The sequence below is a fragment of the Actinomadura sp. KC216 genome (assembly GCF_004348535.1).
Lineage (GTDB): Bacteria > Actinomycetota > Actinomycetes > Streptosporangiales > Streptosporangiaceae > Spirillospora.
Genome location: NZ_SMJX01000126.1, coordinates 1 through 22,134, shown reverse-complemented (window position 1 = coordinate 22,134; position 22,134 = coordinate 1). Strand labels below are relative to the sequence as shown.

Below are 22,134 nucleotides of genomic sequence, written 5' to 3'. Positions count from 1 at the left end.
CTACAGGAGGTTCACGCATGGACGTCGCCCCGGAGGAACGCCAGGTCGAGCTGGCCGGCGTCGCCCGCCGCCTGTTCGCCGCACGCTGCCCGATGCAGACCGTCCGGGACCTGGAGGAGAGCGACGAGGGCTACTCCCCCGATCTGTGGCGCGAGATGGCCCGGCTCGGCTGGCTGGGCCTCAGCCATCCCGGCAGCGGCTCGGGTGTCGCCGACCTCGTCGCCCTCTACACCGAGATGGGCCGGGCGCTGGTGCCGAGCCCGCATCTCCCCTCAGCCGTGATCGCCGCGCACGCGCTGCTCGCGGCGGGCGGACGCGACGCGCTGGTCACCGCGATGACCGAGGGCGAGATGCTCGTCGTCCCGGCGCTGGTGGAGGCGTCGGGCGAGTACGCCCCGGACGCGCTCACCGTCCGCGCCGACCCGGCCGGGACGGGCCACCGGCTGAGCGGCACCAAGCTGCTGGTGCCGTTCGCGCATGTCGCGTCGTGGCTGCTGGTCGCGGCGCAGGCGCCCGAGGGCGTGACGCTGTTCCTGGTCGACCCGTCCGGATGCGCGATGGAGCGGCTGCCCAACATCGCGGGTCATCCGCTGTTCGCCGTCACCTTCGACGGCGTCAAGGTGCCCGCCGACGCGCGGGTCGGCGAGCCGGGCCGGGGACACGACCTGCTCGCCCCCGCACTGGACCGGGCCGCCGTACTGCGCTCCGCCGAGATCGCCGGGGCGGGCGACGCGCTGCTGGAGACCACGGTCCGGTACGCGCGGGAGCGCGAGCAGTTCGGCCAGGCCATCGGGCGGTTCCAGGCCGTCCAGTACCTGTGCTCCGACATCGCCGTCGACGGCCACCTCACCGCGCTGCTCGCCCGCCAGGCGGCGTGGGCGCTCGACCAGGGCCGTCCGGCGCGCCGCGAGGTCGCCGCCGCCAAGGCGTACGGGAGCCGCGCCGCGCAGCGGATCGTGCACTGCGCGCACGAGGTCCACGCTGGGATGGCGTTCATGCTCGAGTCCGACGTGCAGCTGTTCACCCGCCGCGCGAAGCACTGGGAGTTCGCCTTCGGGGGCGCGGACGGCCACGACGACGAACTGGTGACCGCGCTCCACGAAGCATGAACCGCGAGAGGAACGCCATGCGCGTGCGGCAGACGTACGACGGAACCCGGTTGCTCGCGGGCCGGACGGTGGTGGTCTCGGGCATCGGCCCCGGGCTCGGGCGGCAGACGGCGCTCGCCGCCGCGGCGGCCGGGGCCTCGGTCGTGCTGGGCGGACGGTCAGCGGAGGTACTCGGGAAGGTCGCGGCGGAGGTGCGCGCGACCGGGGCGCGGGTGGCGGAGGCGATCTGCGACGTCACGTCCGACACCGACTGCGCCGCGCTGGTCGAGACGGCCCGGCGGGAGTTCGGCGGCGTCGACAGCGTGGTCAACAACGCGTTCGCGTCGGCGCCGCACGGGACGACGCTGGAGAACTCCGGCCTGGAGCCGTGGCTGGAGACCATGGACGTCACCCTCTTCGGGTCGCTGCGGATGACGAAGGCCGCCCTGCCCGAGCTGAAGCGCAGCGAGGGCTCGGTGGTGTTCGTCGGGTCGCAGAGCATGCGGCGGATCAAGGCCGGGCGCGGCCCGTACGCGACGGCGAAGGCGGCCCTGGTGACTGCGGCGCAGGTGCTGGCCAGGGAGGTCGGGCCGTACGGGGTCCGGGTCAACACGATCGTCCCGGGCCGGATGTGGGGGCCGACGCTGCGCGGCTATATCGACGGGCTCGCCGCGCAGCGCGGCACGAGCGCGGAGGTGGAGATGCGGAGCATGGTCGCCGACAACGCGCTGCCCAGGCTGACCAGCGACGAGGAGTGCGCCCGAGTGATCGTCTTCCTGGCGTCCGACCTCTCGTACGGGATGACGGGCCAGACCGTCGACGTGAACGCGGGCGAGACGTTCCACTGAGGAGGGGGTGGCCGGATGGACACGGCGAGGTTCATCGTGCAGACCGGGCCGGAGAAGTACGAGCTGCGCGAGCGGGCACTGCCCGAGGTCGGCGACGACGACGCGCTGCTCGCGGTCGAGGCGTGCGGGATCTGCGGCACCGACGTCGAGGTCTTCGAGGGACGGTCCGCGGCGCGGCTCCCGCTGGTGCCGGGGCACGAGCCGGTCGGCCGGGTCGTGGCGATCGGCGAGGTCGCGCGGGCGAGGTGGCGGCTGGACGAGGGCGACCGGGTGGCGGTGCACTCCACGCTGACCTGCGGCCGGTGCCGGACGTGCCGGGCCGGGCTGCGCGGCTGCACGGGACCGGAGTTCGCGGACGGCACCATCTACGGGTTCCGCGGCCCCGACATCGGCCCCGGCCTGTGGGGCGGTTTCGCCACGCACCTGTACCTGGCGCCGGAGGCGATCCTCGTCCCGGTGTCCGGTGAGGTGAGCGTGGCGGCGGCGTCGCTGTTCAACGTCCTGGCGAACGGCGTCGACTGGGCGCTCGACCTGGGCGGCGCCCGGTACGGGACGTCGGTGGCGGTCCTCGGTCCCGGGCCGCGCGGACTGGCGTCGGTGATCGCGGCGAGCGCGGCGGGCGCCGGGCCGATCGCGGTGACCGGGCTGGCCGCCGACCGCGAGCGCCTCGACCTGGCGCTGGAGCTGGGCGCCGACCACGCGCTGGACGTGACGGACGCGTCCGCCGCCGACGCCGTCCAGGACGCCCTCGGGCAGGCACCCGACCTGGTCATCGACACCACACCGGGGTCGCTCGCGTCGGTCACCGACGCCGTGCGCATGGCGGGGCGGAAGGGCACGGTCGTGCTCGCCGGGCTGAAGGGCCCCGGCGGGCTCGCGCCGTTCCCGGTCGATCTCGCCTGCGCGAAGAGCCTCACCGTGAAGGGCGCCGTGTCGCGGTCGCTGCGCTCGATGGAGCAGGCGATCGCGCTGATCGAGTCGGGCCGGTGGCCGCTGGAGCGGTTCGCCAGCCACGCGTTCTCGCTGGAGAACGCCGAGGGCGCGCTGCACGCCCTGATGTCCGACGACAAGCCCATCCACGCGCGAATCGAGCCCGCCCTATGAGCATTCACCCGGTCGTGGAGACGCGGACACACGAGGTGACGGTGCGGCGGCTGACGGACGTGACGGTCCTCGCCGAGGAGCTGGAGTTCCCGGAGGGCCCGGTGGCGCTCGGCGACGGCAGCGTGCTCGTCACCGAGATCGCGGGCGGTCGGCTCACCCGCGTCCGCCCCGACGGCGCCAAGGAGGTCGTCGCGGTGACGGGCGGCGGGCCCAACGGCGCGGCCCTCGGACCGGACGGCCTCGTCTACGTCTGCAACAACGGCGGCACATGGCCGGACGTCTGGCAGGGCGGCCGGATGGAACGCGTCGACATGGCCAAGGGCACCACCGAGATCCTGTTCACCCAGTGCGACGGGCGCCCGCTGTCCGGCCCGAACGACATCGTGTTCGACGCCGAGGGCGGCTACTGGTTCACCGACACCGGCAAGATCCAGGGGCGGCGCCGCGACCTCGGCGCGGTCTTCTACGTGTCGCCGGACGGCGAGATCACCGAGGCGATCCATCCGGCGGAGACGCCCAACGGGATCGGGCTGTCGCCCGGCGACCGGCGGCTGTACTACGCCGAGACCTCGACGGCCCGGCTCATCGGACGCGACGTCCAGGCGCCGGGCACGCTGGCCGAGGCGCCGCCCCGCGACCCGTCCACCCTCACCGGGCAGCTCCCCGAGCTCGCCTACTTCGACTCCCTCGCCGTGGACGCGGCGGGCAACGTCTGCGTCGGCACGCTGATCCAGGGCGGCGTCACCGTCATCTCCCCGGACGGCGCGCAGGTGACGAAGTACCTCCTGCCCGGCGCGCTGGCCGACCGGATGGTCACCAACATCTGCTTCGGCGGCCCGGACATGACGACGGCCTACCTCACGCTGGCCGAGCACGGCCGCCTGGTGAGCTGCCCGTGGCCGGAGCCCGGCTTGCCGCTGCACTTCCAGCAGGGCGCCCGATGAGCGCGCGGGTGCGGCCGTTCACCATCGACGTAGGCCACGATGTGCTGGACGACCTGCGGTGGCGGCTGGAACGCGCCCGCCCGGCGGGCGAGGTGCCGGACGCGGACTGGGACTACGGGACGAGCGGCCGCTACCTGCGCGAGCTGGTCGCGTACTGGCGCGACGGCTTCGACTGGCGCGCCGCCGAGGCGACGCTGAACGCGCTGCCCAACGTGTGGGCCGACCTGGGCGGTCTCGGCGTCCATGCCGTCGCCCGGCACGGCACCGGCCCCGATCCGCTGCCGATCGTGCTGATCCACGGCTGGCCCAGCGGCTACCTGGAGATGACCAGGCTGATCCCGCTGCTCGCCGACCCGGGCGCGCACGGCGGCGACCCGTCCGACGCGTTCCACGTCATCGTCCCGTCGCTGCCGGGCTTCGGCTTCTCGGGCGCGCCCCGGGAGCGCGGCTTCGGGTACGCGCGCATGGCGGAGACGCTGTCGCGGCTGGTCACCGAGGGATTCGGGCATCGGCGGTACGGCCTGCACGTCACGGGGCTCGGCGCGTACATCGGCGGGCGGATGGCGTTCGCCGACCCCGATGCCGTGGTGGGCCTGCACACGCACGATCCGCTGCTGCTGCCGTCGCCGTCGTTCGATCCGCCGTTCGGGCCCGCGACGTCCGCCGAGGTGACGTTCCTCGCCCGGTCGCGGGCGTGGAGCGCCGAGGAGGGCGCGTACGGCGCGGTCCACCGGACGAAGCCGTCCAGCCTGGCGCACGCCCTCAACGACTCACCGGCGGGACTGCTCTCCTGGCTGCTGGACAAGCACCGCACGTGGAGCGACTGCGACGGCGACATCGAGCGCCGCTACTCCAAGGACGACCTGCTCACCGGCGCCACCCTCTACTGGGCGACCGGGAGCATCGGCTCGTCCATCCGGGTGTACTACGAGCGGGTGCGGGCCGACCCGCCGATCCCGCCGGGCACCCGCCTTCCGGTCCCGACGGGCGTGGCGATGCCGCCCGAGCTGCCGGGGACGCCGCCGCGCCAGGCGCCCCGGGAGATGGTCGAGCGCACCCACGACGTCCGGCACTGGGCCGACCTGCCGGCGGGCGGGCACTTCGCGTCGTGGGAGGAGCCCGAGGTGGTCGCGGACAGCATCCGTGCCTTCTTCCGCCCGCTGCGCTAGGGGATCAGCGCAGCTCGGCGCCGAGCTCGACACCGAGCCGGGCGGCGAGCGCGGCCAGGTCGGCGCGGACCGCCTCCGCGAGCGGCACCCCGCCCGCGCGGCGCTCCCGCTCGCGTTCGGCCTCCTTCTCGCCGGGCAGCCACACGCGGTCGACGCCCGGCCGCCGCGGCGCCGTCCTGATCTCGGCGCCGATGCGGTCGGCGCGCCGCGCGAACTCGGCGGGGTCGGTGAACGCGGCGACGTCGATCGCGCCGAGGACGGCGGTGTTGCCGCCCGGCTCGTCCGGGCGGTGGCCGGTGAGCTCCGCGTCCGACAGCCAGCCGCCGAGCACGCCGGTCAGCAGCGAGACGCAGAGCGCCAGGCCGTATCCCTTGTATCCGGCGACGGGCAGCAGCGTCCCGCCGCCGAGCACCGCGGCGGGGTCGGTCGTCGGGCGGCCGTCGCCGTCGAGGAAGGCGCCCTCGGGCAGCGGCTCGCCGCGCTGCGCGGCGACGAGGACGCGGCCCCACGTCGACACGCTCATCGCCGAGTCGTACACCACCGGCGGGTCGCCGGGGAACGCGAACGACAGCGGGTTGTTGCCGACCATGGGCACCGACGCGCCGGTCGGCGCGATCAGGGCGAGGACGTTCGTCGCGGCGAGGCCGATCATGCCGCGCTCGGCGGCCGTCATGCTGTAGTCGGCGGCGGCCCCGAAATGGTTGATGTCGCGGACGACCACGAGCCCCACGCCGCACGCCGCCGCCTTGTCCATCGCGAGGTCCATGGCGGCGGACGCGCCTACAGCGCCGAGGCCGTTCCCGCCGTCCAGCAGCGCGGTCGCGGGGTGGTCCCGGACGATCTCGATCGTCGGGTCGGCGGCGATCCCGCCCGCCTCGATCCGCTGCACGTAGGCGCTCAGCCGGATGAGGCCGTGCGTCTCGACGCCGCGCAGGTCGGCGGTGACCAGGTTGCGCGCCACCCGGGCCGCGCCCGCGTCCGGTACCCCGACGCGCCGCAGGATGCGGGTCGCGGCGTCGATCAGCGTCCCGGCCGGGACGGTCCGCGGCGCGGCCTCCGGCACGGCGGTCACGGAGCGTGCCTTTCTGGGGGACGACCCCCAGCCCCCCGAGGGGGACGGAGCCCTGATCCTCGCTTCGCTGCGGTCATGGCTCCGTCCTCTCCCGGCAGGTGTTGCGCAACGTGCCGATCCCGTCGATCTCGACCTCCATGACGTCGCCGTCGCGCAGCAGCCGGGGCGGGGTGCTCGCGGCGCCCACGCCGGGCGGCGTGCCGGTGGCGATGACGTCGCCGGGCCGCAGCGTGAACGCCCGGCTGAGCCGCGCGATCAGCTCCCGCACCGGGAAGATCATGTCGGCGGTGCTCGCCTCCTGGCGCACCTCGCCGGAGACCCGGCACCGGACGGTGAGGTCCTGCGGGTCGGGGATCTCGTCCGCGGTGACGAGCCAGGGCCCCATGGGGCAGAACGTGTCGAGCGACTTGGCCCGGACCCATTGGCCGTCGTCGCGTTGCAGGTCCCGCGCGGACACGTCGTTGAGGCACGTGTAGCCGAGGACGTGGTCGAGCGCGTCCCGCTCCGCCACGCGGCGCGCCTCCGTGCCGATGACGACGGCGAGCTCGGCCTCGTAGTCGACCTGCGAGGTGACCGCCGGGTCCCATTCGACGGCGTCGCCGTGGGCGGCGAGCGAGCTGGGGAACTTGGCGAACACGACGGGCTCCTTGGGGACGTCCATGCCGCCCTCCGCCGCGTGCTCGGCGTAGTTGAGCCCGATCGCCACGATCTTCCCCGGCGCCCGCACCGGCGGCAGAAACCGCAGCCCCGCCGCCTCGGTCTCCGGCAGGACGGGCCATGCCGCCGCCACGCGGGCCGCATCGCCGGGCGAGGCGAGGGCGGTCGGGAGGCCGGAGTCCGGCGGGACGAACCGAACGCGGCCGGGCTCCGCCCCGTCCGGGGCGGCGATGGCCAGCGTGTCGGCACCGTTCCGGCGGATGGCGGCGAGCCTCATCGTCACTCCATGATCGGGGCGGTCAGAGCCCTTCAACCATCGCAGCCCCACGTCCGCTAGTCAACCAACCGACTGGTAGATTACGTCGCCGATCACGGTGAGCCGGACGGCGTCGGCGGCCAGGTCCGCGCGCCACGGCTCGTGCAGCAGGACCAGGTCGGCCGGGCCGCCCGGGCGCAGCCGCCGCGGGGCGCCGCCCGGGTCGTCGGGAGGGGCGAGGTAGGCGTCCAGGGCGCGGCGCGGCGGCAGCCGTTCGCCCGGGCCGAGGGTGCGCCCGGACGCGGCGGCGATGACCGCCCACGGGTCGAGCGGCCCGTACGGGGCGTCGGACGACAGGGCCACGGGGACGCCCGCCGCGATGAGCGACCGGCAGCGGTACAGGTCGGGATGCTCGTCCGCCGGGACGTCGCGCGCGTAGTCGCCGCCGCGGTCGGCGAGGAACCCCGGCTGCGTGACGACGGCCAGGCCGAGGTCCGCGATCTCGCCGATGAGCTCGTGCGGGACGAGCGCGGCATGCTCGATCCGGTCGCCGGGCACGGACCCGGCCTCCCGCAGCGCCACCAGGAGCAGCACGAGCGCCTCGCGGGTGACGGCGTGGACGGCGACGGGACGTCCCGCCGCGTGCGCCCGCCGGATCCGCCCGGTGAGATCGTCCAGCGCGGGCAGCCCGGAGTCGGCGAGCACGATCTTCCAGGGAACGCCCGGCGGTCCCGCGAGCGGGGCGCCGAGCAGGTGGACGCGCTGCGGCAGCGCCCCCGCCCGCGCATCGGCCGTGATCGCCGCGACCGCCTCCGGGCTCAGGTCCGGCGTGGCGTCCGTCACCGCGGTGATGCCGAGCCGGGCGAGGTCGCGGCCGACGTCCGCCAGCGCGGGCGGCGCGCCGGGCGGGAGCCGTGACCGCAGCCAGCCGTCGGCCCGCCAGATCCGCCCGGTCGGCGTCCCGGCGGCGTCGCGCTCGATCCCGGGATGGTCGGCCTCGTCCAGCCGGACGGCCCGCGCGGCGCGCGCGTTGAGCATCCACATCGCGCCGCTGCGGTGCTGGACGCGGACCGGATGCCGCGGACACAGCCGGTCGAGGACGGCGCCGGTGAGGTCGCCCGCGACCGACTCGTGGTAGCCGACGCCGCGGATCCAGCCGTCCGGGCCGGGGGACGCGGCGGCGAGCGCGGCGGCCAGGCCCGCCGGATCGGTCACCTCCGGCGGGCCGCAGCGGACGGAGCGCCGGGCCGCCGCCAGCGCGTGCAGGTGCAGATGGTGATCGACCAGGCCGGGCAGCAGCGCCCCGCCGCCGCATTCGACGACCTCCTCCCCCGCCGCACGCGGCACGGACGCGGCGATCTCGGCGATCCGCCCGTCCCGGACGCGGACGTCGGCGCGGCGGCCGTCCAGGAGTTCCGCGCCGCGCAGCAGGAGCCGCCGCCCGGTCATGGGACCGGGATCCGCAGTTCCCGCAGGACGCCGGCGGTGTGCTCGCCGCTGCGGGCGGCGCGTCCGGCCGGTGTCCGGTGCCGGGGCGGCGCGACGGGGACCGGTCCGCCGCTGGCGTCCACGACCCAGCCCTCCCCCGCGCGGCGCGCCGCCACGGACGGCGACGGCGGGCCCGGGTCGAGCGTCGCGGCGACGACGTCGGTCATGGAGATGTCGTGCGGCGCGCCGGACCCGCCGGGCGGCCGGGCGAGGGCGCGGGCCGCCGCGGTGAGCCCGGTGAGCGGGTCGGCGATGGCGTCGCCGCAGAACAGCGGGACGCCGCCCGGCTCGCGGGCGACGAGCCCGGCGCCCGCGGCGACGTCGTCCCCGAACCCGACCCGGTCGGCGGCGCGGCCCGCCGCGGTGATGGAGATCCATGTCGTCCCGGCGGCGGCGGAGGCGTGCGCGTCCAGGCCGAAGCCCGCGAGGGCCCGGGGCCTGGACGCCTCGATCACGATGTCGGCCTTCTCCACCAGAGCGCGCAGCGCATGGCGCCCGGACCGCTCACGCGGGTCGAGCACGACCGACCTGTGCCCGGCGTGCAGGAGCCGGTAGAAGCCCGGGTGCCCGCGGCGCGCGCCGTCCGGACGCGACGGGGTCTCCACCTTCACCACCCGTGCGCCCGCGAGGCCCAGCAGGTGCGCGCACAGCGGACCGGCCCACAGCGCGCTGAAGTCCACGACCAGCAGCCCGTCGACGGAGCGTCCCTCAGCGGGCAGCGGCACCGGCTCCACGGCCCGCCCACCCGGCGCGACGGGCCCTGCCGCCAGGCCCAGGAGCGTGGCGCGTTCGGCCAGCTCGGCGCCCGTGTGCGCGCGCAGCCACGCCTCGACCAAGGGCCACAGGCCCTCGCCGTCCGGGAGTTCGGCGCCGACGAGCGCGCCCAGCAGCATCGGGTCGTCCGGACGGACGCACGACACGGCGGCCCATCCGTCGGCGGTCTCCAGCAGCCGGCACCCGACCCCGGCCGACACCGGCCCCTGCCGCGTGGCCCCGGTGAAGGCGGCCCGCTCGGCGAGCAGCGCCGCCCCGTCCACCCGGACCGCGCCGCCGGTCAGCCCGGCGATCCGCGCCGCCAGCGCCCGCGCGCGGGTCGCGGCGCGGCCGGGCGGGACCAGCGGCGGGCCGTCCGGCCGCCCGGTCAGCGCGACGGCCCCGCTCGCGGCCCAGTCGGCCACCGGGTCGGATTCGCTCATGGTCTACTGAGCCTATGGTCGCGGTGCCGATCACCGACCCGGCGGGGCTGGCGGCGGGCGCCGCGAGCCTCCCTCTCGTCGACGCGTCCGGCGGTCTGGACGCGCCGCTGCTGGCGGTCGATCTGCGGCAGGGCGCCGTCCCGGGGCACGTCCTCGACGGCGCGATCGAACGCGCCCGCGACGGCGACCGGCTGCTGGTCGGAGTGACCGGCCGCGCGGACCTGCCGCCGGCCACGCGCGCCCTCGCCGAAGCCCTCGACCTCACCCTGTGCGAAGGCGACGCGCAGGACGCGCCGCTCGTCCCGGTGCCCGACGCGGAGGCCGCGCTCGCCGGCGTCGCCGCCGCCGTGTCCGCGCATCCCCAGGCCGCGCTGGTGCTGGCGCGCCTGCTCCGCATCACCCCGGCCCTCCCCGTCCGGGCCGCGCTGGACGCCGAGTCGTTCGCCTACTCCACGCTCCTCGGCGGCGCGGAGTTCGCCCGCTGGCTCCACGCGCGCGAGCCGCGCTCCGAGGCGCCGCCGCTCCCCGACCCGGTCCTGCTCGCCCGCGACGGCGACCGCCTCACGGTGACCCTGAACCTCCCAGCACGGCGCAACGCCCTCGGGCGGCGGCTGCGCGCCGCGCTGATCGAGGCGCTCGACGTGGCGCTCCTGGACGACACCGTGAAGCGGGTCCTCGTCGAAGGCGCCGGGCCGGTGTTCTCCTCCGGCGGCGACCTCGCCGAGTTCGGCACGGCGCCGGACCCGTCCACCGCGCACCTCGTCCGGACGTCCGCGAGCCCCGGCCTGCTCGTCCACCGGCTCGGCGAGCGCGCCGAGGTCCGGATGCAGGGCGCGTGCGCGGGCGCGGGCGTGGAGATCCCCGCGTTCGCGGCGACGGTCCGGGCCGCGCCCGGCACCACCTTCCGGCTGCCGGAGATCGGGATGGGGCTCGTCCCCGGGGCGGGCGGGACGGTGAGCATCCCCCGCCGCATCGGCCGCTGGCGGACCCTGCACCTCGCCCTGACCGGCGCCCCGCTCGACACGCCTACCGCCCTCGCCTGGGGCCTCATCGACGCGATCGCCTGAATCGAATATTCTTCTCGTTCACTAGTCAATAATCTGACTGTCGGGGGTCGGGTCCATGCATCCTTTCCGAGCGGCCGCCGAGGCCCGCGACCACGAGGCGATCGAGGCCCTGCTCGCCGACGACGTCGTGTTCACCAGCCCGGTGGCGTACCGGCCGTATCCCGGCAAGGCGATCACGGCGGCGATCCTGCGCGCCGTCCTGCGGGTGTTCTCCGACATCCGCTACGTCCGGGAGATCGGCGGCGCGGACGGCCGCGACCACGCGCTGCTCTTCGAGGCGAAGGTCGGCGACCTGGAGCTCACCGGCTGCGACTTCCTGCGGCAGAACGACGACGGCCTGATCGAGGACCTGACGGTCATGGTCCGGCCGCTGTCGGCGGCCAAGGCCCTCGCGGCGGCCATGGCGACGGAGTTCGAGCGCGTCGAGCGCGAGGCCGCGGCCGGCTGAACCCGGGGTCGGCCGAGCCGCGGGCCAAGGTGAACGGCGGGTGACGATGTTGCGCGCATCGGACGTGGTGATCGGTTTCCCTTAGTAGGCTCACCGCAGGCAGTCGCAGGTCGGGAGAGGAACCGGTTCATTGAGCGTGATCAACGTCGGGCAGGCCATCGTGCTCGGGATCGTGGAGGGCCTGACCGAGTTCCTCCCGGTGTCCTCGACCGGGCATCTGAAGATCGCCGAGGGGCTGATGGGCATCCCCGTCGAGGACGACGCGGTGGTCGGGTTCACCGCCGTCATCCAGGCCGGGGCGATCGCGGCGGTCCTGGTGTACTTCTTCACCGACATCCTCCGCATCGCCAAGGCGTGGGGGCGCGGCATCGTCAAGCCGTCCGAGCGGTACCACCACGACTACAAGTTCGGCTGGTGGGTGATCTTCGCGACGCTGCCCGTCGTGGCCGTCGGCGTCGCCGCGGACGACCTCATCCACGGCCCGCTCGCCTCGCTGTGGGTGGTCGCCGGGTCGCTGCTCGGCGGCAGCGTCGTGATGTGGCTCGCCGACCGGTACGGGCGGCACAAGCGCGGCGAGGACGACATCTCCCTCACCGACGCGATGCTGATCGGCTCCTCGCAGATCCTCGCGATGCTGTTCCCGGGCTTCTCCCGGTCCGGCGCGACGATGTCCACCGGGCTGCTGCTCGGCCTGGACCGGGTCGCCGCGACCCGGCTGTCGTTCTTCCTCGGCATCCCCGCGCTGACCGGCGCCGGGATCTACGAGCTGCCCGGCGCGATGGGGACGGGCGCGGGCACGGTGCCCCTGATCGTCGGCACCGCCGTGTCGTTCCTCGTCGCGTACGCGTCCATCGCCTGGCTGCTGCGGTTCGTGCAGCGGCACAGCTTCACCTCGTTCGTGATCTACCGGATCGCGATCGGGCTGCTCCTGTTCGCCCTCCTCGGCGCGGGAACGTTGAACGCCTGAGCCCCGCACGATAAAGCGGGGCATGGGGCACTGCTCGGGCGGGCGGCACGCGTTCCTCGCCGCGTGCTCCCTGGACCTCGACGCCGCCGTCGACTGCTACGGCGCCTTCGTCGCCTCCGACCCGCCCGACGACTACCCGATGACGACCGTCGCCCGGTCGATCATCTCCAAGGCGCCCGACCTGTCGTGCCCGCTGCTCGGCCTGTTCGGCGAGGACGACAGGTTCCCGGCCCCCGACGAGGTCGCCGCGCTGGACGCGGGCCGGCGTCCGCCGGGTCCCCGGCGGAGCGGAGCGCGGGCGCGGGCTGACGCGGGTCAGCCGCCGGCGTGGGCCTTCTTCAGCGCGGCGATGTCGAGCTTGCCGTGGGTCGCCAGCATCGCCTCGGTGGCGCGCTTCGCCTTCTCCGGGTCGGGGTCGCCGACCAGCTCGTAGAGCACCTTCGGGACGACCTGCCAGGACACGCCGAACCTGTCCTTCAGCCACCCGCAGGGCGCCTCCTGGCCGCCCTCGACGAGCCGGTTCCAGTAGTAGTCGACCTCGTCCTGGTCGTCGCAGTGGACCATGAAGGAGATCGCCTCGTTGAACGTGAACTGGGGGCCGCCGTTCAGGCCGACGAACTTCTGCCCGTTGACCTCGAACTCCACCGTCAGCACCGCGCCCGGCTCGCCCTGGCTGGCGTCCTGGGCCCGGGTGACCCCGCCCAGCGAGGAGTTCTTGAAGATGGAGACGTAGAAGTTCGCCGCCTCCTCGGCCTGCCCGTCGAACCACAGGCACGTCGTCAGCTTCTCGTCGGCCATCGGGACCTCCCTGTATCGGATCGCTGTCAGCAGTGCAGACCCGGTGCGTCCCGGAAACTCATCGCTACCGCACAAGGATTTTGCGGACCGCGATCCGGCCCGGCGGGTGTCAGGAGTTCCGGCGGGCGCGGGCGCGGCGCTTGCCCTCGTGCATGGCCTGGACGCGGGCGATCGGGATCGTGTGGCCCTCCGCGACCAGATCGTCGGGCAGCCGCTGCGGGGACGGCATCAGCTCGCCCCACACGTCGCGCTCGCCCAGCAGCCCGGCCGCGTTCCGGACGGTGAAGTCGCGCGGTGCGACGCCGTCGAGCTCGTCCCACGGGACGGGGAACGACACCGTCGCGCCGGGGCGGATGCGCGGGCTGTAGGCGGCGACGACGGTCGCGCCGCCCGCGCGGGTCGAGTCGAGGAACACCTTGCCGGCGCGGTCCTCCCGGATGAAGGCCGTCGTGGCGAGCACGGGATCGAGCCGCTCGGCGCGGGCGGCCAGCGCCCGGGTCGCGGCGGCGACGTCGTCCGTGGCCTGGGAGCCGTCCAGCGGCACGAACACGTGCACGCCCTTGGCGCCGCTCGTCTTGACCGCGCCTCGCAGGCCGCAGTCGTCCATCGCGCGGCGCACCAGGTGGGCGGCCTGCACGACGGCGCCGAACCCGCCGCCCTCGGGCGGGTCGAGGTCGATGACGAGATGGGTCGGCCGGTCCCACGCGTCCGCGCGGACGAGCGGCGGGTGGTACTCGACGGCGCGCTGGTTGGCGAACCACAGCAGCGTGCGGCGGTCGTCGCACAGCGCGTAGGAGACCTCGCGCTGGGACGTCTCCGCCCACACCGACACCGTCCGGACCCACGACGGCGTGTATTTCGGCGTGTTCTTCTGCATGAACGGCTCCTGGCCCGGCCGGACGCGCTTGACCGACAGCGGCCGCCCTGCGAGCTCCGGGACGATGCGTCCGGCGACGGCGTCCAGGTAGTCGACCAGGTCGCGTTTGGTGGCGTCCGCCCCGTCGAACAGCGGCTGGTCGAGGTTCGTCAGCCGGACCCCGTCCCGTTCCTCTTCGTCGCTCACCCGCCCAGCTTCGCACGCGGGTGCGTCAAAACCTCATCCCGGCCGTCCGTCAGAGGGTCCGGTCGAGCGCGAGGTCGGCGGCGCGGCGCAGGACGCGGAGGTCGGCGTCGCTGACGTTCGGGGCCGAGCAGGCCGCCGAGGCGATGACGTTCCCCTTCCGCGCGTTGACCACGAACCAGGAGTCCTTGGTGCGTCCGTCGCAGCTCTCTTCGCCCACACCGCCGCTCTTCGTGGGGGTGCCGGTGCAGCCGAAGTCGGTGCCTCCGTTCAGGGCGTGGCGCGCCCATTCGACGCCGGTCTCCGGGTCGTCGGGCTTGTAGAGGTTGAGCTGTATCTGGAAGGTGTTCTTCGGCGGGAACCGGGCGGTCCCGAACGCGCACAAGCGCCATTCTCCGTACCGGTCCCTGTTCCCCTGCGGGATGCGGCGGCCGTTCGCGGCGCCCATGCCGCTCAGGACCTTCGTGCCGTCGCCGGTGTCGTACAGCTCGCAAGCGTCCGGGAGGGAGGTGGCGGTGGCCGGGGAACCGAGGAGCTGCCGTCCCGCCAGGACGCCCCCGGCGGCCATCGCCGCCACGACGGGCAGCGCGATGGCCGGGACGAGCCACGGCCACACGCGCCTGCGCGGCCCGGCGGCCGCGGGGACGGTCGGCCCCGGCGGTACCGCCCCGGCGGCGAGCGGCGGCGGAGCGGGCCTGTACGCGGCACTCGCGGCGTTCTGGCCGGTCAGCCTGGACACCAGCTCGGCCGCGGCCGGACGCAGCGCCGGGTCCTTGGCCAGGCAGGAGCGGACGATGTCGCGCAGCGGCCCGTCCAGGCCGGACAGGTCGGGTTCCTCGCTCAGGATCTGGTGGAAGAGGGCCTGCATCCCGGCCCGCCCGAACGCCGGACGGCCGGTCGCGGCGAACACCATCATCGCGCCCCACGCGAACACGTCGGCCGCCGCGGTGACGTCGTGCCCCTCGATCTGCTCGGGCGCCATGTACGCGGGCGTGCCGATCGGCCCCTTCGTCAGGGACGAGGTCATGTCCAGCGCGCGGGCGATCCCGAAGTCGATGATGCGCGGCCCGTCCGGTCCGAGCAGCACGTTGTGCGGTTTGAAGTCGCGGTGGACGATCCCGGCCGCGTGGACGGTCGCCAGCGCGGACGCCGTGTCGGCGGCCAGCCGGTACAGGTCCGCGCCCCGCCGCGGGCCCCCGGTCTTCACCGCGTCCTGGAGGGACGGCCCGTCCACGAACTCGCTGACCACGTAGGCGGCGGTCTGGTCGAGCCGGACGTCGATGATCCGCACCGTGCAGGAGGGCGCGACCCTGCGGGCCGCCTCGACCTCCCGTTCCATCCGCCGCAGCGCGTCCCGGTCGAGCCCGCGCAGCACCTTGACCGCGACCCGCTCCCCCACGAGGTTGCCGCCGAGGTACACGACGCCCTGCGCGCCCTCCCCGAGCCTGCCCAGCAGCTCCCACGGGCCGACTTGGCGGGGATCGCCCGGCTCCAACGGCATCGTGGACATCCGACTCCTTCGCGGCGGAACGCTGGATGATCTCCCCTTTTACCGCATCACACCCGGGAGTGGTGCACGCTTGGACGGTGAACGCTCATGTGACGAGTCCGCTGTTCGTCGGGCGCGTCCGGGAATCGGCCGCGCTCGACGACGCCTACCGCGCCGCGCGGGACGGGTCGCCGTCCGCGGTGCTGCTCGGCGGCGAGGCGGGCGTGGGGAAGACGCGGCTGGTCGGCGAGTTCGGGGCGCGGGCCCGGCGGGACGGGGCGCGGGTCCTGGTCGGCGGCTGCCTGGAGCTCGGCACCGAGGGGCTGCCGTTCGCGCCGTTCACGGCGGCGCTGCGCGGGCTCGTCCGCGAGATCGGCGTGGACGGGGTGCGGGAGCTGCTCCCGCGGGGCGCGGGCGCGGAGCTCGGGCGGCTGCTGCCCGACTTCGGCGAGGCCGACGCCGACACCTTCACCGGCGAGGCCAGGGCCCGGCTGTTCGAGCTGGTGCTGACGCTGCTGGAGCGGCTCGCCGCGGCGGCGCCGGTCGTGCTCGTCGTCGAGGACGCGCACTGGGCCGACACGTCCACGCGGGACCTGCTGACGTTCCTCGTCCGGAACCTGAGCGCGGGCGCCGCGCTGCTGGTCCTCACCACCTACCGGACGGACGAGCTGCACCGTGCGCATCCGCTGCGGCCGCTGCTCAGCGAGCTGGAGCGGGTGGAGCGGGTGCGGCGCGTCGAGGTGGCGCGGCTCGGCCGGGACGAGGTCGCCGAGCTGGTCCGGGCCGTCCTCGGCGAGGCGTGGACCGCCGGCCTCGCGGAGGACATCTTCGCGCGCAGCGACGGCAACCCGCTGTTCGCGGAGGCGCTGCTCGGCTCGCGCGACGATCCCGAGCTGCCGGAGTCGCTGCGCGACCTGCTGCTCGGCGCCGTCCACCGGCTGCCGGAGGAGACCCAGGAGATCCTGGGGGTCGCGGCGGGCGGCGGCGCGCGGATCGAGCACGAGCTGCTCGCCGCGGTCGCGGGCGTCGACGAGCGGGCGCTGACCCGCGGCCTGCGCCCGGCCGTCGCGTCCAACACCCTGGTCGTGGACGGCGACGGGTACGCGTTCCGGCACGCGCTGATCCGCGAGGCCGTCCACGACGACCTGCTGCCCGGCGAGCGGACGCGGCTGCACGTCCGGTACGCGGACGTGCTGGAGGCGCAGCCCGGGCTGATGCCCGCGCGGCAGCGGATGATCACGCTGGCGCACCACTGGCACGCGGCGCACGACGCCGACAGGGCCCTCGCCGCCGCGTGGCGGGCGGCCGGCGAGACGCGCAAGGCGCTCGCCTACGCCGAGTCGCTGCGGATGGCGTCGCGCGTGCTGGAGCTGTGGGACCGGGTGCCGGACGCGGCGGAGCGCGTCGGCGTCCCGCACGCCAAGGTCATCGAGAAGGCCGTCACGCTCGCCCACCTCGCCGGGGAGCACGACATGGGGATCAGGCTCGCCACGGCCGTGCTCGCGGAGACGCGCGGCGACCCGGTGGAACTCGACCCCATGCGCAGGGCCCGCCTGTACGAGCGGCGCGGCCTGATGGCCATGAAGCTCGGCCGGGACGAGGCGATCGGCGATCTCCGGGAGGCGGCCCGGCTCGCGCCCGCCGACCCGCCGAGCGAGACCCGCGCCCGCGTCCTCGCGACGCTCGCGTACCAGACCCACGCGCTGCCCGGCATGCGGGACGAGGCGCACGCCGCCGCCGAGGAGGCGCTGTCCGTCGCGCGGGCCGTGGGAGACGTCCAGGCGGAGATCCAGCTGGACCTCTGGTTCGCGTGGGACGAGCTGTTCCGCGACGGCGACGTGGAGGCGTTCCTCGCGTGCACCGTGCGGGCGGCCGACCGGGCCGAGGAGATCCGCGCTTTCGAGCCGCTGCTGCGCGCGCTCACCAACCGGTCCGACATCCTGGAGATGTGCGGGCGGTCCGCGGAGGCCGCCGACGTCGCCGCGCTCGGCGTGGCGAAGGCCGACGAGTACGGGCTCGGCCGGACGACCGGGACGTTCCTGGCGTTCAACACCGCCGAGCCGCTGTTCTCGCTCGGCCGCTGGGACGAGGCGCTCGCCGTCATCGACCGGGCCCTCGCGAAGGACCCGCCCGCGCTCGTCCAGGGCAGCCTGAGCTTCCTCGCCGGCGGCATCGCGGTCGACCGCGGCGACCTGGACGGCGCGGAGCGCGCGGCCCGCGAGGCCAGGCGGCGGATCCCGCACGGCGCCGCCCGCCGGGCCCAGAACCTGTTCCCCGTCTGCCGCCTCGACGCGCTGATCGCCCTCGGGCGGGGCCGCCCGGCGGACGCGCTGGAGGCGCTCAAGCCGGTGCTCGCCGATCGCGGCCTGCCGGACGAGTCCCGCTACGCCCTCCCGGGGCTCGTCGTCGCGGCCACCGCCTGCGCCGACCTCGGCGACCCCGGCCCGCTCGCCGCGCTCCGGGCCCGCGCCGCCGGGATCCGCGTCTACGGGCCCGTCCAGGAGGCGCACCGGCTGACGTTCCTCGCGGAGGCGGCCCGCGCCGAGGGCGTCCTCGACCGGGACGCGTGGGACGCGGCGGTGAAGGCGTGGGACGCGCTCGGCCGCCCGTATCCGCTGGCGTTCGCGCTGACCCGCGCGGCCGAGGCGCACGCCGCGCACGACCGGGACGGCACCGCCGCACGGCTCCGCCGCGCCGCCGCCATCGCCGGGGAGCTGGGGGCCGCCCCGCTCCGCGAGCGCGTCGACCTGCTGGCCCGCCGCGCCCGCGTCGATCTCGGCGGCGCGCCCGCGTCCCGTCCCGGCCTGGGCCTGACCCCGCGCGAGGCCGAGGTGCTGCGGCTGGTCGCCGAGGGGCGCAGCAACCGGGACATCGCCGCGGCGCTGTTCATCTCCGCCAAGACGGCGAGCGTGCACGTGTCCAACATCCTGGCCAAGCTGGGCGTCTCCACCCGCACGGAGGCGGCGGCCACCGCCCACCGCCTGCGCCTCTTCGACTGATCCCGCCGCTTCCGCTTGGTCAGCCGGCGCGCCAGGGGGATTCCGCGGAGGTCGGACGGGAGTCGGCGGCCACCCGGAGGGCGTAGGTGGGACGCTCGGCGCCGTCGACCGGGCCGAGATAGGCGTGACCCGTCAGATGGCACCAGGCGGGCAGGTCGATGGGGGCCACCGGGTCGCTGGCGATCAGGTGGACGACGGTGCCGGGCGCCAGGCCGGCGATGTGGCCGCGCAGCTCCAGCAGCAGGCGCACGCAGGAGCGGTCGCCGCCGTCGATCACCACTGGGTTCGAGCTCATTCCCTCTCTCCCCGGGTCCGGCCTCATCGCGAACCTAGCAGCGCCCCGGGAGATATTTGCAACTATGGCGCGACATAGCGGTCAGAGCAGGGTGGCACGGGCGAGGGCGCCCGGTTCGGGTCCCGCCTGGGCGACGACGAGGCCGTCCGGGGTGCGGATGCTGGAGTGCCCGGCGGCCGGGTCGTAGCCGCCGCCGGCCCGGCCCGCGAAGCTCGCGAAGGCGACCCAGACGCCGTGGCCGGTCGCGGCGCGGTGGGCGCGCTCGTCCACGACGGCCGGATCGTTGTCGCACACGCCGGCGAGGTAGGCGTCGATGCCCAGGGCCGCGGTGCCGGCGAGGTGCCGCGGGACGCCCGTGTCCTTGCAGACCGCCAGGCCGAAGCGCCAGCCGTCGACGGTGATGGCGGTGAACTCCCTGCCGGGACGGAACCGCACGGCCTCGGCGTCGCCCAGGTTGATCTTCCGGTAGGCGACCGTGACGCCGGCGGCGTCGACGCGGAGCACGGCGATGTGCGAGTCGACCGGGGCGCCCGCGAGGGCGACGGCGCCCGTCCGCGCGCAGGCGTCGACGAGGGGCGCGAGGCGCGGGTCGGCGGGCTCGATGTTCTCAGCGTCCAGTTCGTATCCGCTCAGGGAAAGCTCAGGGAACAGGACCATCCTGGACCGTGCGGCGCGGATCGTTTCGGCGTGCGCGGCGACGTTGGCGTCGACGTCGCCGGGCGCGCAGGGCGGCTGGGCCACAGCCAGGGTCAGCGGCGCGGGCATGCGGACCACCAAACACGACAAATCAGGATCAATCAACGATGGACGGGATCGTCGGCGATATGGCGGATCGACATCCCAGACTTGACCGTTCCTTTCAGGTTCCGCCCAGGTTCGGGGCTTACAGTCGCAGAGAGGTACCCCCCGCTGTCATCCAGGTGAGGAAATCGACTTTGGGGCGGACGATGGATCTCGGAGTGGCACGAGTGGAGATCACGGAGACCTGCGGCACGCTCACGTTCCCGGACGAGGTCGACGTGAGCAACGGCGAGGCGATCCTCGAACAGGCCATGCGACTCCTCGGCGCCGGGACCCCGGCCCTGATCCTCGACCTGACCGGCTGCGCGTTCTGCGACTCCAACGGGCTGAACGTGATCACGCGCTCGCAGGTGCGGGCGACCGAGCTCGGCGTCCCGATGTGGGTGGTGCTGCCGTCGCGCGGCATCGTCCGCCGGGTGTCGGACGTCGCGGGCCTGCAGCGCCGCGTCGCCATCGCACCGGACGTGACCACCGCCCGCGAGGCGCTCGCGGCGGCCGCGCACTCCTGATTGGCACGCTCCACAACGGCGCCGATTCCTCCTGAAGGCCGCCGCGCACCGCAGGAGATCTCTTTACATGATCTTGTCATGGCGCTGATGGCGGAGACTTGCGGACGGGGCATGGATGCCTAGGACCGACGGCCCCGGAGAGCTGGAGCAGGAGCGCGCACATGCAGGTGAAGCTGGAGGCGGAACTCGGCCGCATTCCGATCCTTGAGGTGGCTCCGGTGGTGGGGTGCGGGCGCTGGCCGGCCAAGGCGGTGGTGGGAGAGACGGTCGAGGTGTCGGCGACGGTGTTCCGTGAGGGGCATGAGCGGCTGGGTGCGGCGGTGGTGTTGCGGACGCCGGAGGGCGAGGAGCTGCCGGGTGTGCGGATGGGTGAGGTGGGTGCGGGTCTGGACCGGTGGTCGGCGGAGGTGACGCCGACGCGGATGGGGTCGTGGTCGTTCCGGGTGGAGGCGTGGGGGGATCCGATCGCGCACTGGTGGCATGACGCGCGGATCAAGGTGCCGCGGGGGCAGGACGTCGAACTCATGCTCACCGAAGGCGCGCTGCTGTTCGAGCGGGCGGCCGAGGCCGTGCCCGGCAAGGACCGGCCGACCGTGGCGCGGCTCGCGAAATGCCTCGCGGACGAGACCGTCCCGGTCACCGACCGGATGGACGCCGTGGACGACCCGACCGTCGCGGACGTTGTGGAGCGTCATCCGTTGCGGGACCTGCTGACCGTCAGCGACTGGTACCCCCTGGTCGTCCACCGCCAACGCGCCCTGTACGGCGCCTGGTACGAGTTCTTCCCCCGCTCCGAAGGCGCCACCATCGACCCCCTCGGACGCCGCGGCCCCACCTCCGGCACGTTCCGCACCGCCACCAAACGCCTGCCCGCCATCGCCGACATGGGCTTCGACGTCATCTACCTGCCACCCATCCACCCCATCGGAACCACCCACCGCAAAGGCCCCAACAACACCCTCGACGCCGGCCCGTACGACCCCGGCTCCCCCTGGGCCATCGGCTCCCCCGACGGCGGCCACGACGCCATCCACCCCGACCTGGGCACCCTGGAGGACTTCGACACCTTCGTCGACCACGCCAACACCTGCGGCCTCGAAGTCGCCCTCGATCTTGCGTTGCAGTGCTCCCCCGACCACCCCTGGGTACGCCAGCACCCCGAATGGTTCACCACCCGCGCCGACGGCACCATCGCCTACGCCGAGAACCCGCCCAAGAAATACCAGGACATCTACCCCCTCAACTTCGACCACGACCCCCACGGCCTCTACCAGGAGGTGCTGCGGATCGTGCGGCACTGGATGAACCACGGCGTGCGGATCTTCCGCGTCGACAACCCCCACACCAAACCCGTCGCCTTCTGGGAACGCCTCCTCGCCGACATCCACACCACCGACCCCGACGTCCTCTTCCTCGCCGAAGCCTTCACCCGCCCCGCCATGATGCACACCCTGGCCCGCATCGGCTTCCACCAGTCCTACACCTACTTCACCTGGCGCAACACCGCCCACCAACTCCGCGAATACTTCACCGAACTCGCCGGGCCCGCCGCCGACTACATGCGCCCCAACTGCTTCACCAACACCCCCGACATCCTCAACCAATACCTCCAGCACGGCGGCCGGGCCGCCTTCCAGATCCGCGCCATCCTCGCCGCCCTGCTCTCGCCCACCTGGGGCATCTACGCCGGCTACGAACTATGCGAGAACACCCCCGTCCGGCCCGGCAGCGAGGAATACCGCGATTCGGAGAAATACCAGTACCGCCCCCGCGACTGGGACACCCACGCCCGCGCCGGCACCACGATCGCGCCGCTCATCACCCGGCTGAACACGCTCCGCAACACCCACCCCGCCCTGCAGCAACTACGCAACCTGCA

21 protein-coding genes are annotated in these 22,134 nt (G+C 74.5%); 12 read left to right on the top strand and 9 right to left on the bottom strand.

Features of this window, described 5'->3' with window-relative positions; all coding sequences use genetic code 11:
• From E1264_RS22115 to E1264_RS22095, 5 genes are all read left to right on the top strand, one after another.
• On the top strand, positions 1-1,109 hold a 1,109-nt coding region (locus tag E1264_RS22115; protein ID WP_207936077.1), incomplete at its 5' end, for an acyl-CoA dehydrogenase.
• A gap of 17 nt (positions 1,110-1,126) precedes the next feature.
• Complete coding sequence (locus tag E1264_RS22110; protein WP_165964302.1) at positions 1,127-1,936, top strand: SDR family oxidoreductase; 810 nt, start codon at positions 1,127-1,129, stop codon at positions 1,934-1,936.
• Between the two features lie 15 nt (positions 1,937-1,951).
• Complete coding sequence (locus E1264_RS22105) at positions 1,952-3,040, top strand: alcohol dehydrogenase catalytic domain-containing protein (protein ID WP_132176496.1); 1,089 nt, start codon at positions 1,952-1,954, stop codon at positions 3,038-3,040.
• On the top strand, positions 3,037-3,984 hold the full coding sequence (locus E1264_RS22100; RefSeq protein ID WP_132176494.1) for an SMP-30/gluconolactonase/LRE family protein: 948 nt from the start codon (positions 3,037-3,039) through the stop codon (positions 3,982-3,984). Before E1264_RS22105 ends, E1264_RS22100 begins: the two co-directional genes overlap by 4 nt.
• A complete protein-coding gene (locus E1264_RS22095) occupies positions 3,981-5,153 on the top strand; it encodes an epoxide hydrolase family protein (protein WP_132176492.1) in 1,173 nt (390 codons plus the stop codon). The genes E1264_RS22100 and E1264_RS22095 overlap by 4 nt, the downstream gene beginning before the upstream one ends.
• 4 nt (positions 5,154-5,157) lie before the next feature.
• Here the strand turns inward: E1264_RS22095 and E1264_RS22090 are convergent, their stop codons facing one another.
• From E1264_RS22090 to E1264_RS22075, 4 genes are all read right to left on the bottom strand, one after another.
• Complete coding sequence (locus tag E1264_RS22090; RefSeq protein ID WP_165964301.1) at positions 5,158-6,225, bottom strand: Ldh family oxidoreductase; 1,068 nt, start codon at positions 6,223-6,225, stop codon at positions 5,158-5,160.
• A gap of 73 nt (positions 6,226-6,298) precedes the next feature.
• Positions 6,299-7,159, bottom strand: coding sequence for a fumarylacetoacetate hydrolase family protein (locus tag E1264_RS22085; protein ID WP_132176487.1), 861 nt, complete (start codon positions 7,157-7,159; stop codon positions 6,299-6,301).
• A 60-nt stretch (positions 7,160-7,219) separates the two neighbouring features.
• Positions 7,220-8,587 carry an amidohydrolase family protein gene (locus E1264_RS22080; protein ID WP_132176485.1) on the bottom strand — a complete coding sequence of 456 codons (1,368 nt, stop codon included), beginning with the start codon at positions 8,585-8,587 and terminating at the stop codon, positions 7,220-7,222.
• Entirely contained in the window at positions 8,584-9,822 is a 1,239-nt protein-coding gene (locus E1264_RS22075) for a CoA transferase (protein WP_132176483.1), read from the bottom strand. The genes E1264_RS22080 and E1264_RS22075 overlap by 4 nt, the downstream gene beginning before the upstream one ends.
• 14 nt (positions 9,823-9,836) lie before the next feature.
• On the opposite strand from E1264_RS22075, the gene E1264_RS22070 reads away from it, so the two are divergent.
• The 4 genes from E1264_RS22070 (at position 9,837) to E1264_RS44700 (ending at position 12,737) form a co-directional block, all read left to right on the top strand.
• Positions 9,837-10,889: an enoyl-CoA hydratase/isomerase family protein gene (locus E1264_RS22070; protein WP_132176481.1), complete on the top strand. Its 1,053-nt coding sequence runs from the start codon at positions 9,837-9,839 to the stop codon at positions 10,887-10,889.
• Between the two features lie 55 nt (positions 10,890-10,944).
• Positions 10,945-11,337, top strand: coding sequence for a nuclear transport factor 2 family protein (locus tag E1264_RS22065; protein WP_132176479.1), 393 nt, complete (start codon positions 10,945-10,947; stop codon positions 11,335-11,337).
• 136 nt (positions 11,338-11,473) lie between these two features.
• Positions 11,474-12,304: an undecaprenyl-diphosphate phosphatase gene (locus E1264_RS22060; protein ID WP_243711087.1), complete on the top strand. Its 831-nt coding sequence runs from the start codon at positions 11,474-11,476 to the stop codon at positions 12,302-12,304.
• A 22-nt stretch (positions 12,305-12,326) separates the two neighbouring features.
• Positions 12,327-12,737 carry a dienelactone hydrolase family protein gene (locus tag E1264_RS44700; RefSeq protein WP_207936076.1) on the top strand — a complete coding sequence of 137 codons (411 nt, stop codon included), beginning with the start codon at positions 12,327-12,329 and terminating at the stop codon, positions 12,735-12,737.
• Here E1264_RS44700 and E1264_RS22050 read toward each other — a convergent pair.
• From E1264_RS22050 to E1264_RS22040, 3 genes are all read right to left on the bottom strand, one after another.
• A complete protein-coding gene (locus E1264_RS22050) occupies positions 12,620-13,102 on the bottom strand; it encodes a VOC family protein (RefSeq protein WP_132176475.1) in 483 nt (160 codons plus the stop codon). The genes E1264_RS44700 and E1264_RS22050 overlap by 118 nt on opposite strands.
• Before the next feature lie 109 nt (positions 13,103-13,211).
• Complete coding sequence (gene ligD / locus E1264_RS22045; protein WP_132176473.1) at positions 13,212-14,165, bottom strand: non-homologous end-joining DNA ligase; 954 nt, start codon at positions 14,163-14,165, stop codon at positions 13,212-13,214.
• A 49-nt stretch (positions 14,166-14,214) separates the two neighbouring features.
• The gene (locus tag E1264_RS22040; RefSeq protein ID WP_132176471.1) at positions 14,215-15,672 is read right to left on the bottom strand and encodes a serine/threonine-protein kinase; all 1,458 of its coding nucleotides are present in this window, start codon (positions 15,670-15,672) and stop codon (positions 14,215-14,217) included.
• A gap of 77 nt (positions 15,673-15,749) precedes the next feature.
• Between E1264_RS22040 and E1264_RS46000 the strand changes: the two genes are divergently transcribed.
• Positions 15,750-18,650 (top strand): helix-turn-helix transcriptional regulator, encoded by a 2,901-nt coding sequence (locus tag E1264_RS46000; RefSeq protein WP_279491154.1) that lies wholly within the window; start codon positions 15,750-15,752, stop codon positions 18,648-18,650.
• Positions 18,651-18,669: 19 nt separating this feature from the next.
• On the opposite strand, the gene E1264_RS22030 is transcribed toward E1264_RS46000, so the two are convergent.
• Both E1264_RS22030 and E1264_RS22025 read right to left on the bottom strand, forming a co-directional pair.
• Positions 18,670-18,945, bottom strand: a complete 276-nt coding sequence (locus tag E1264_RS22030; RefSeq protein ID WP_132176467.1) for a sulfurtransferase TusA family protein — start codon at positions 18,943-18,945, stop codon at positions 18,670-18,672.
• 81 nt (positions 18,946-19,026) lie between these two features.
• A complete protein-coding gene (locus tag E1264_RS22025; RefSeq protein ID WP_132176465.1) occupies positions 19,027-19,710 on the bottom strand; it encodes a carbon-nitrogen hydrolase family protein in 684 nt (227 codons plus the stop codon).
• Positions 19,711-19,904: 194 nt separating this feature from the next.
• On the opposite strand from E1264_RS22025, the gene E1264_RS22020 reads away from it, so the two are divergent.
• Positions 19,905-20,255, top strand: a complete 351-nt coding sequence (locus tag E1264_RS22020) for an STAS domain-containing protein (RefSeq protein WP_132176463.1) — start codon at positions 19,905-19,907, stop codon at positions 20,253-20,255.
• 161 nt (positions 20,256-20,416) lie between these two features.
• The coding region (locus E1264_RS22015; protein WP_132176461.1) for an alpha-1,4-glucan--maltose-1-phosphate maltosyltransferase at positions 20,417-22,134 on the top strand (1,718 nt) is incomplete at its 3' end.

What these genes read in the sequence shown, in the direction of transcription:
- E1264_RS22110 (WP_165964302.1), top strand. Translation starts at nt 1,127, where the DNA reads ATGCGCGTGCGGCAGACGTACGACGGAACCCGGTTGCTCGCGGGCCGG.
- E1264_RS22105 (WP_132176496.1), top strand. Translation starts at nt 1,952, where the DNA reads ATGGACACGGCGAGGTTCATCGTGCAGACCGGGCCGGAGAAGTACGAG.
- E1264_RS22100 (WP_132176494.1), top strand. Translation starts at nt 3,037, where the DNA reads ATGAGCATTCACCCGGTCGTGGAGACGCGGACACACGAGGTGACGGTG.
- E1264_RS22095 (WP_132176492.1), top strand. Translation starts at nt 3,981, where the DNA reads ATGAGCGCGCGGGTGCGGCCGTTCACCATCGACGTAGGCCACGATGTG.
- E1264_RS22085 (WP_132176487.1), bottom strand. Translation starts at nt 7,159, where the DNA reads ATGAGGCTCGCCGCCATCCGCCGGAACGGTGCCGACACGCTGGCCATC.
- E1264_RS22080 (WP_132176485.1), bottom strand. Translation starts at nt 8,587, where the DNA reads ATGACCGGGCGGCGGCTCCTGCTGCGCGGCGCGGAACTCCTGGACGGC.
- E1264_RS22075 (WP_132176483.1), bottom strand. Translation starts at nt 9,822, where the DNA reads ATGAGCGAATCCGACCCGGTGGCCGACTGGGCCGCGAGCGGGGCCGTC.
- E1264_RS22070 (WP_132176481.1), top strand. Translation starts at nt 9,837, where the DNA reads ATGGTCGCGGTGCCGATCACCGACCCGGCGGGGCTGGCGGCGGGCGCC.
- E1264_RS22065 (WP_132176479.1), top strand. Translation starts at nt 10,945, where the DNA reads ATGCATCCTTTCCGAGCGGCCGCCGAGGCCCGCGACCACGAGGCGATC.
- E1264_RS44700 (WP_207936076.1), top strand. Translation starts at nt 12,327, where the DNA reads ATGGGGCACTGCTCGGGCGGGCGGCACGCGTTCCTCGCCGCGTGCTCC.
- E1264_RS22050 (WP_132176475.1), bottom strand. Translation starts at nt 13,102, where the DNA reads ATGGCCGACGAGAAGCTGACGACGTGCCTGTGGTTCGACGGGCAGGCC.
- E1264_RS22040 (WP_132176471.1), bottom strand. Translation starts at nt 15,672, where the DNA reads ATGTCCACGATGCCGTTGGAGCCGGGCGATCCCCGCCAAGTCGGCCCG.
- E1264_RS22030 (WP_132176467.1), bottom strand. Translation starts at nt 18,945, where the DNA reads ATGAGCTCGAACCCAGTGGTGATCGACGGCGGCGACCGCTCCTGCGTG.
- E1264_RS22025 (WP_132176465.1), bottom strand. Translation starts at nt 19,710, where the DNA reads ATGCCCGCGCCGCTGACCCTGGCTGTGGCCCAGCCGCCCTGCGCGCCC.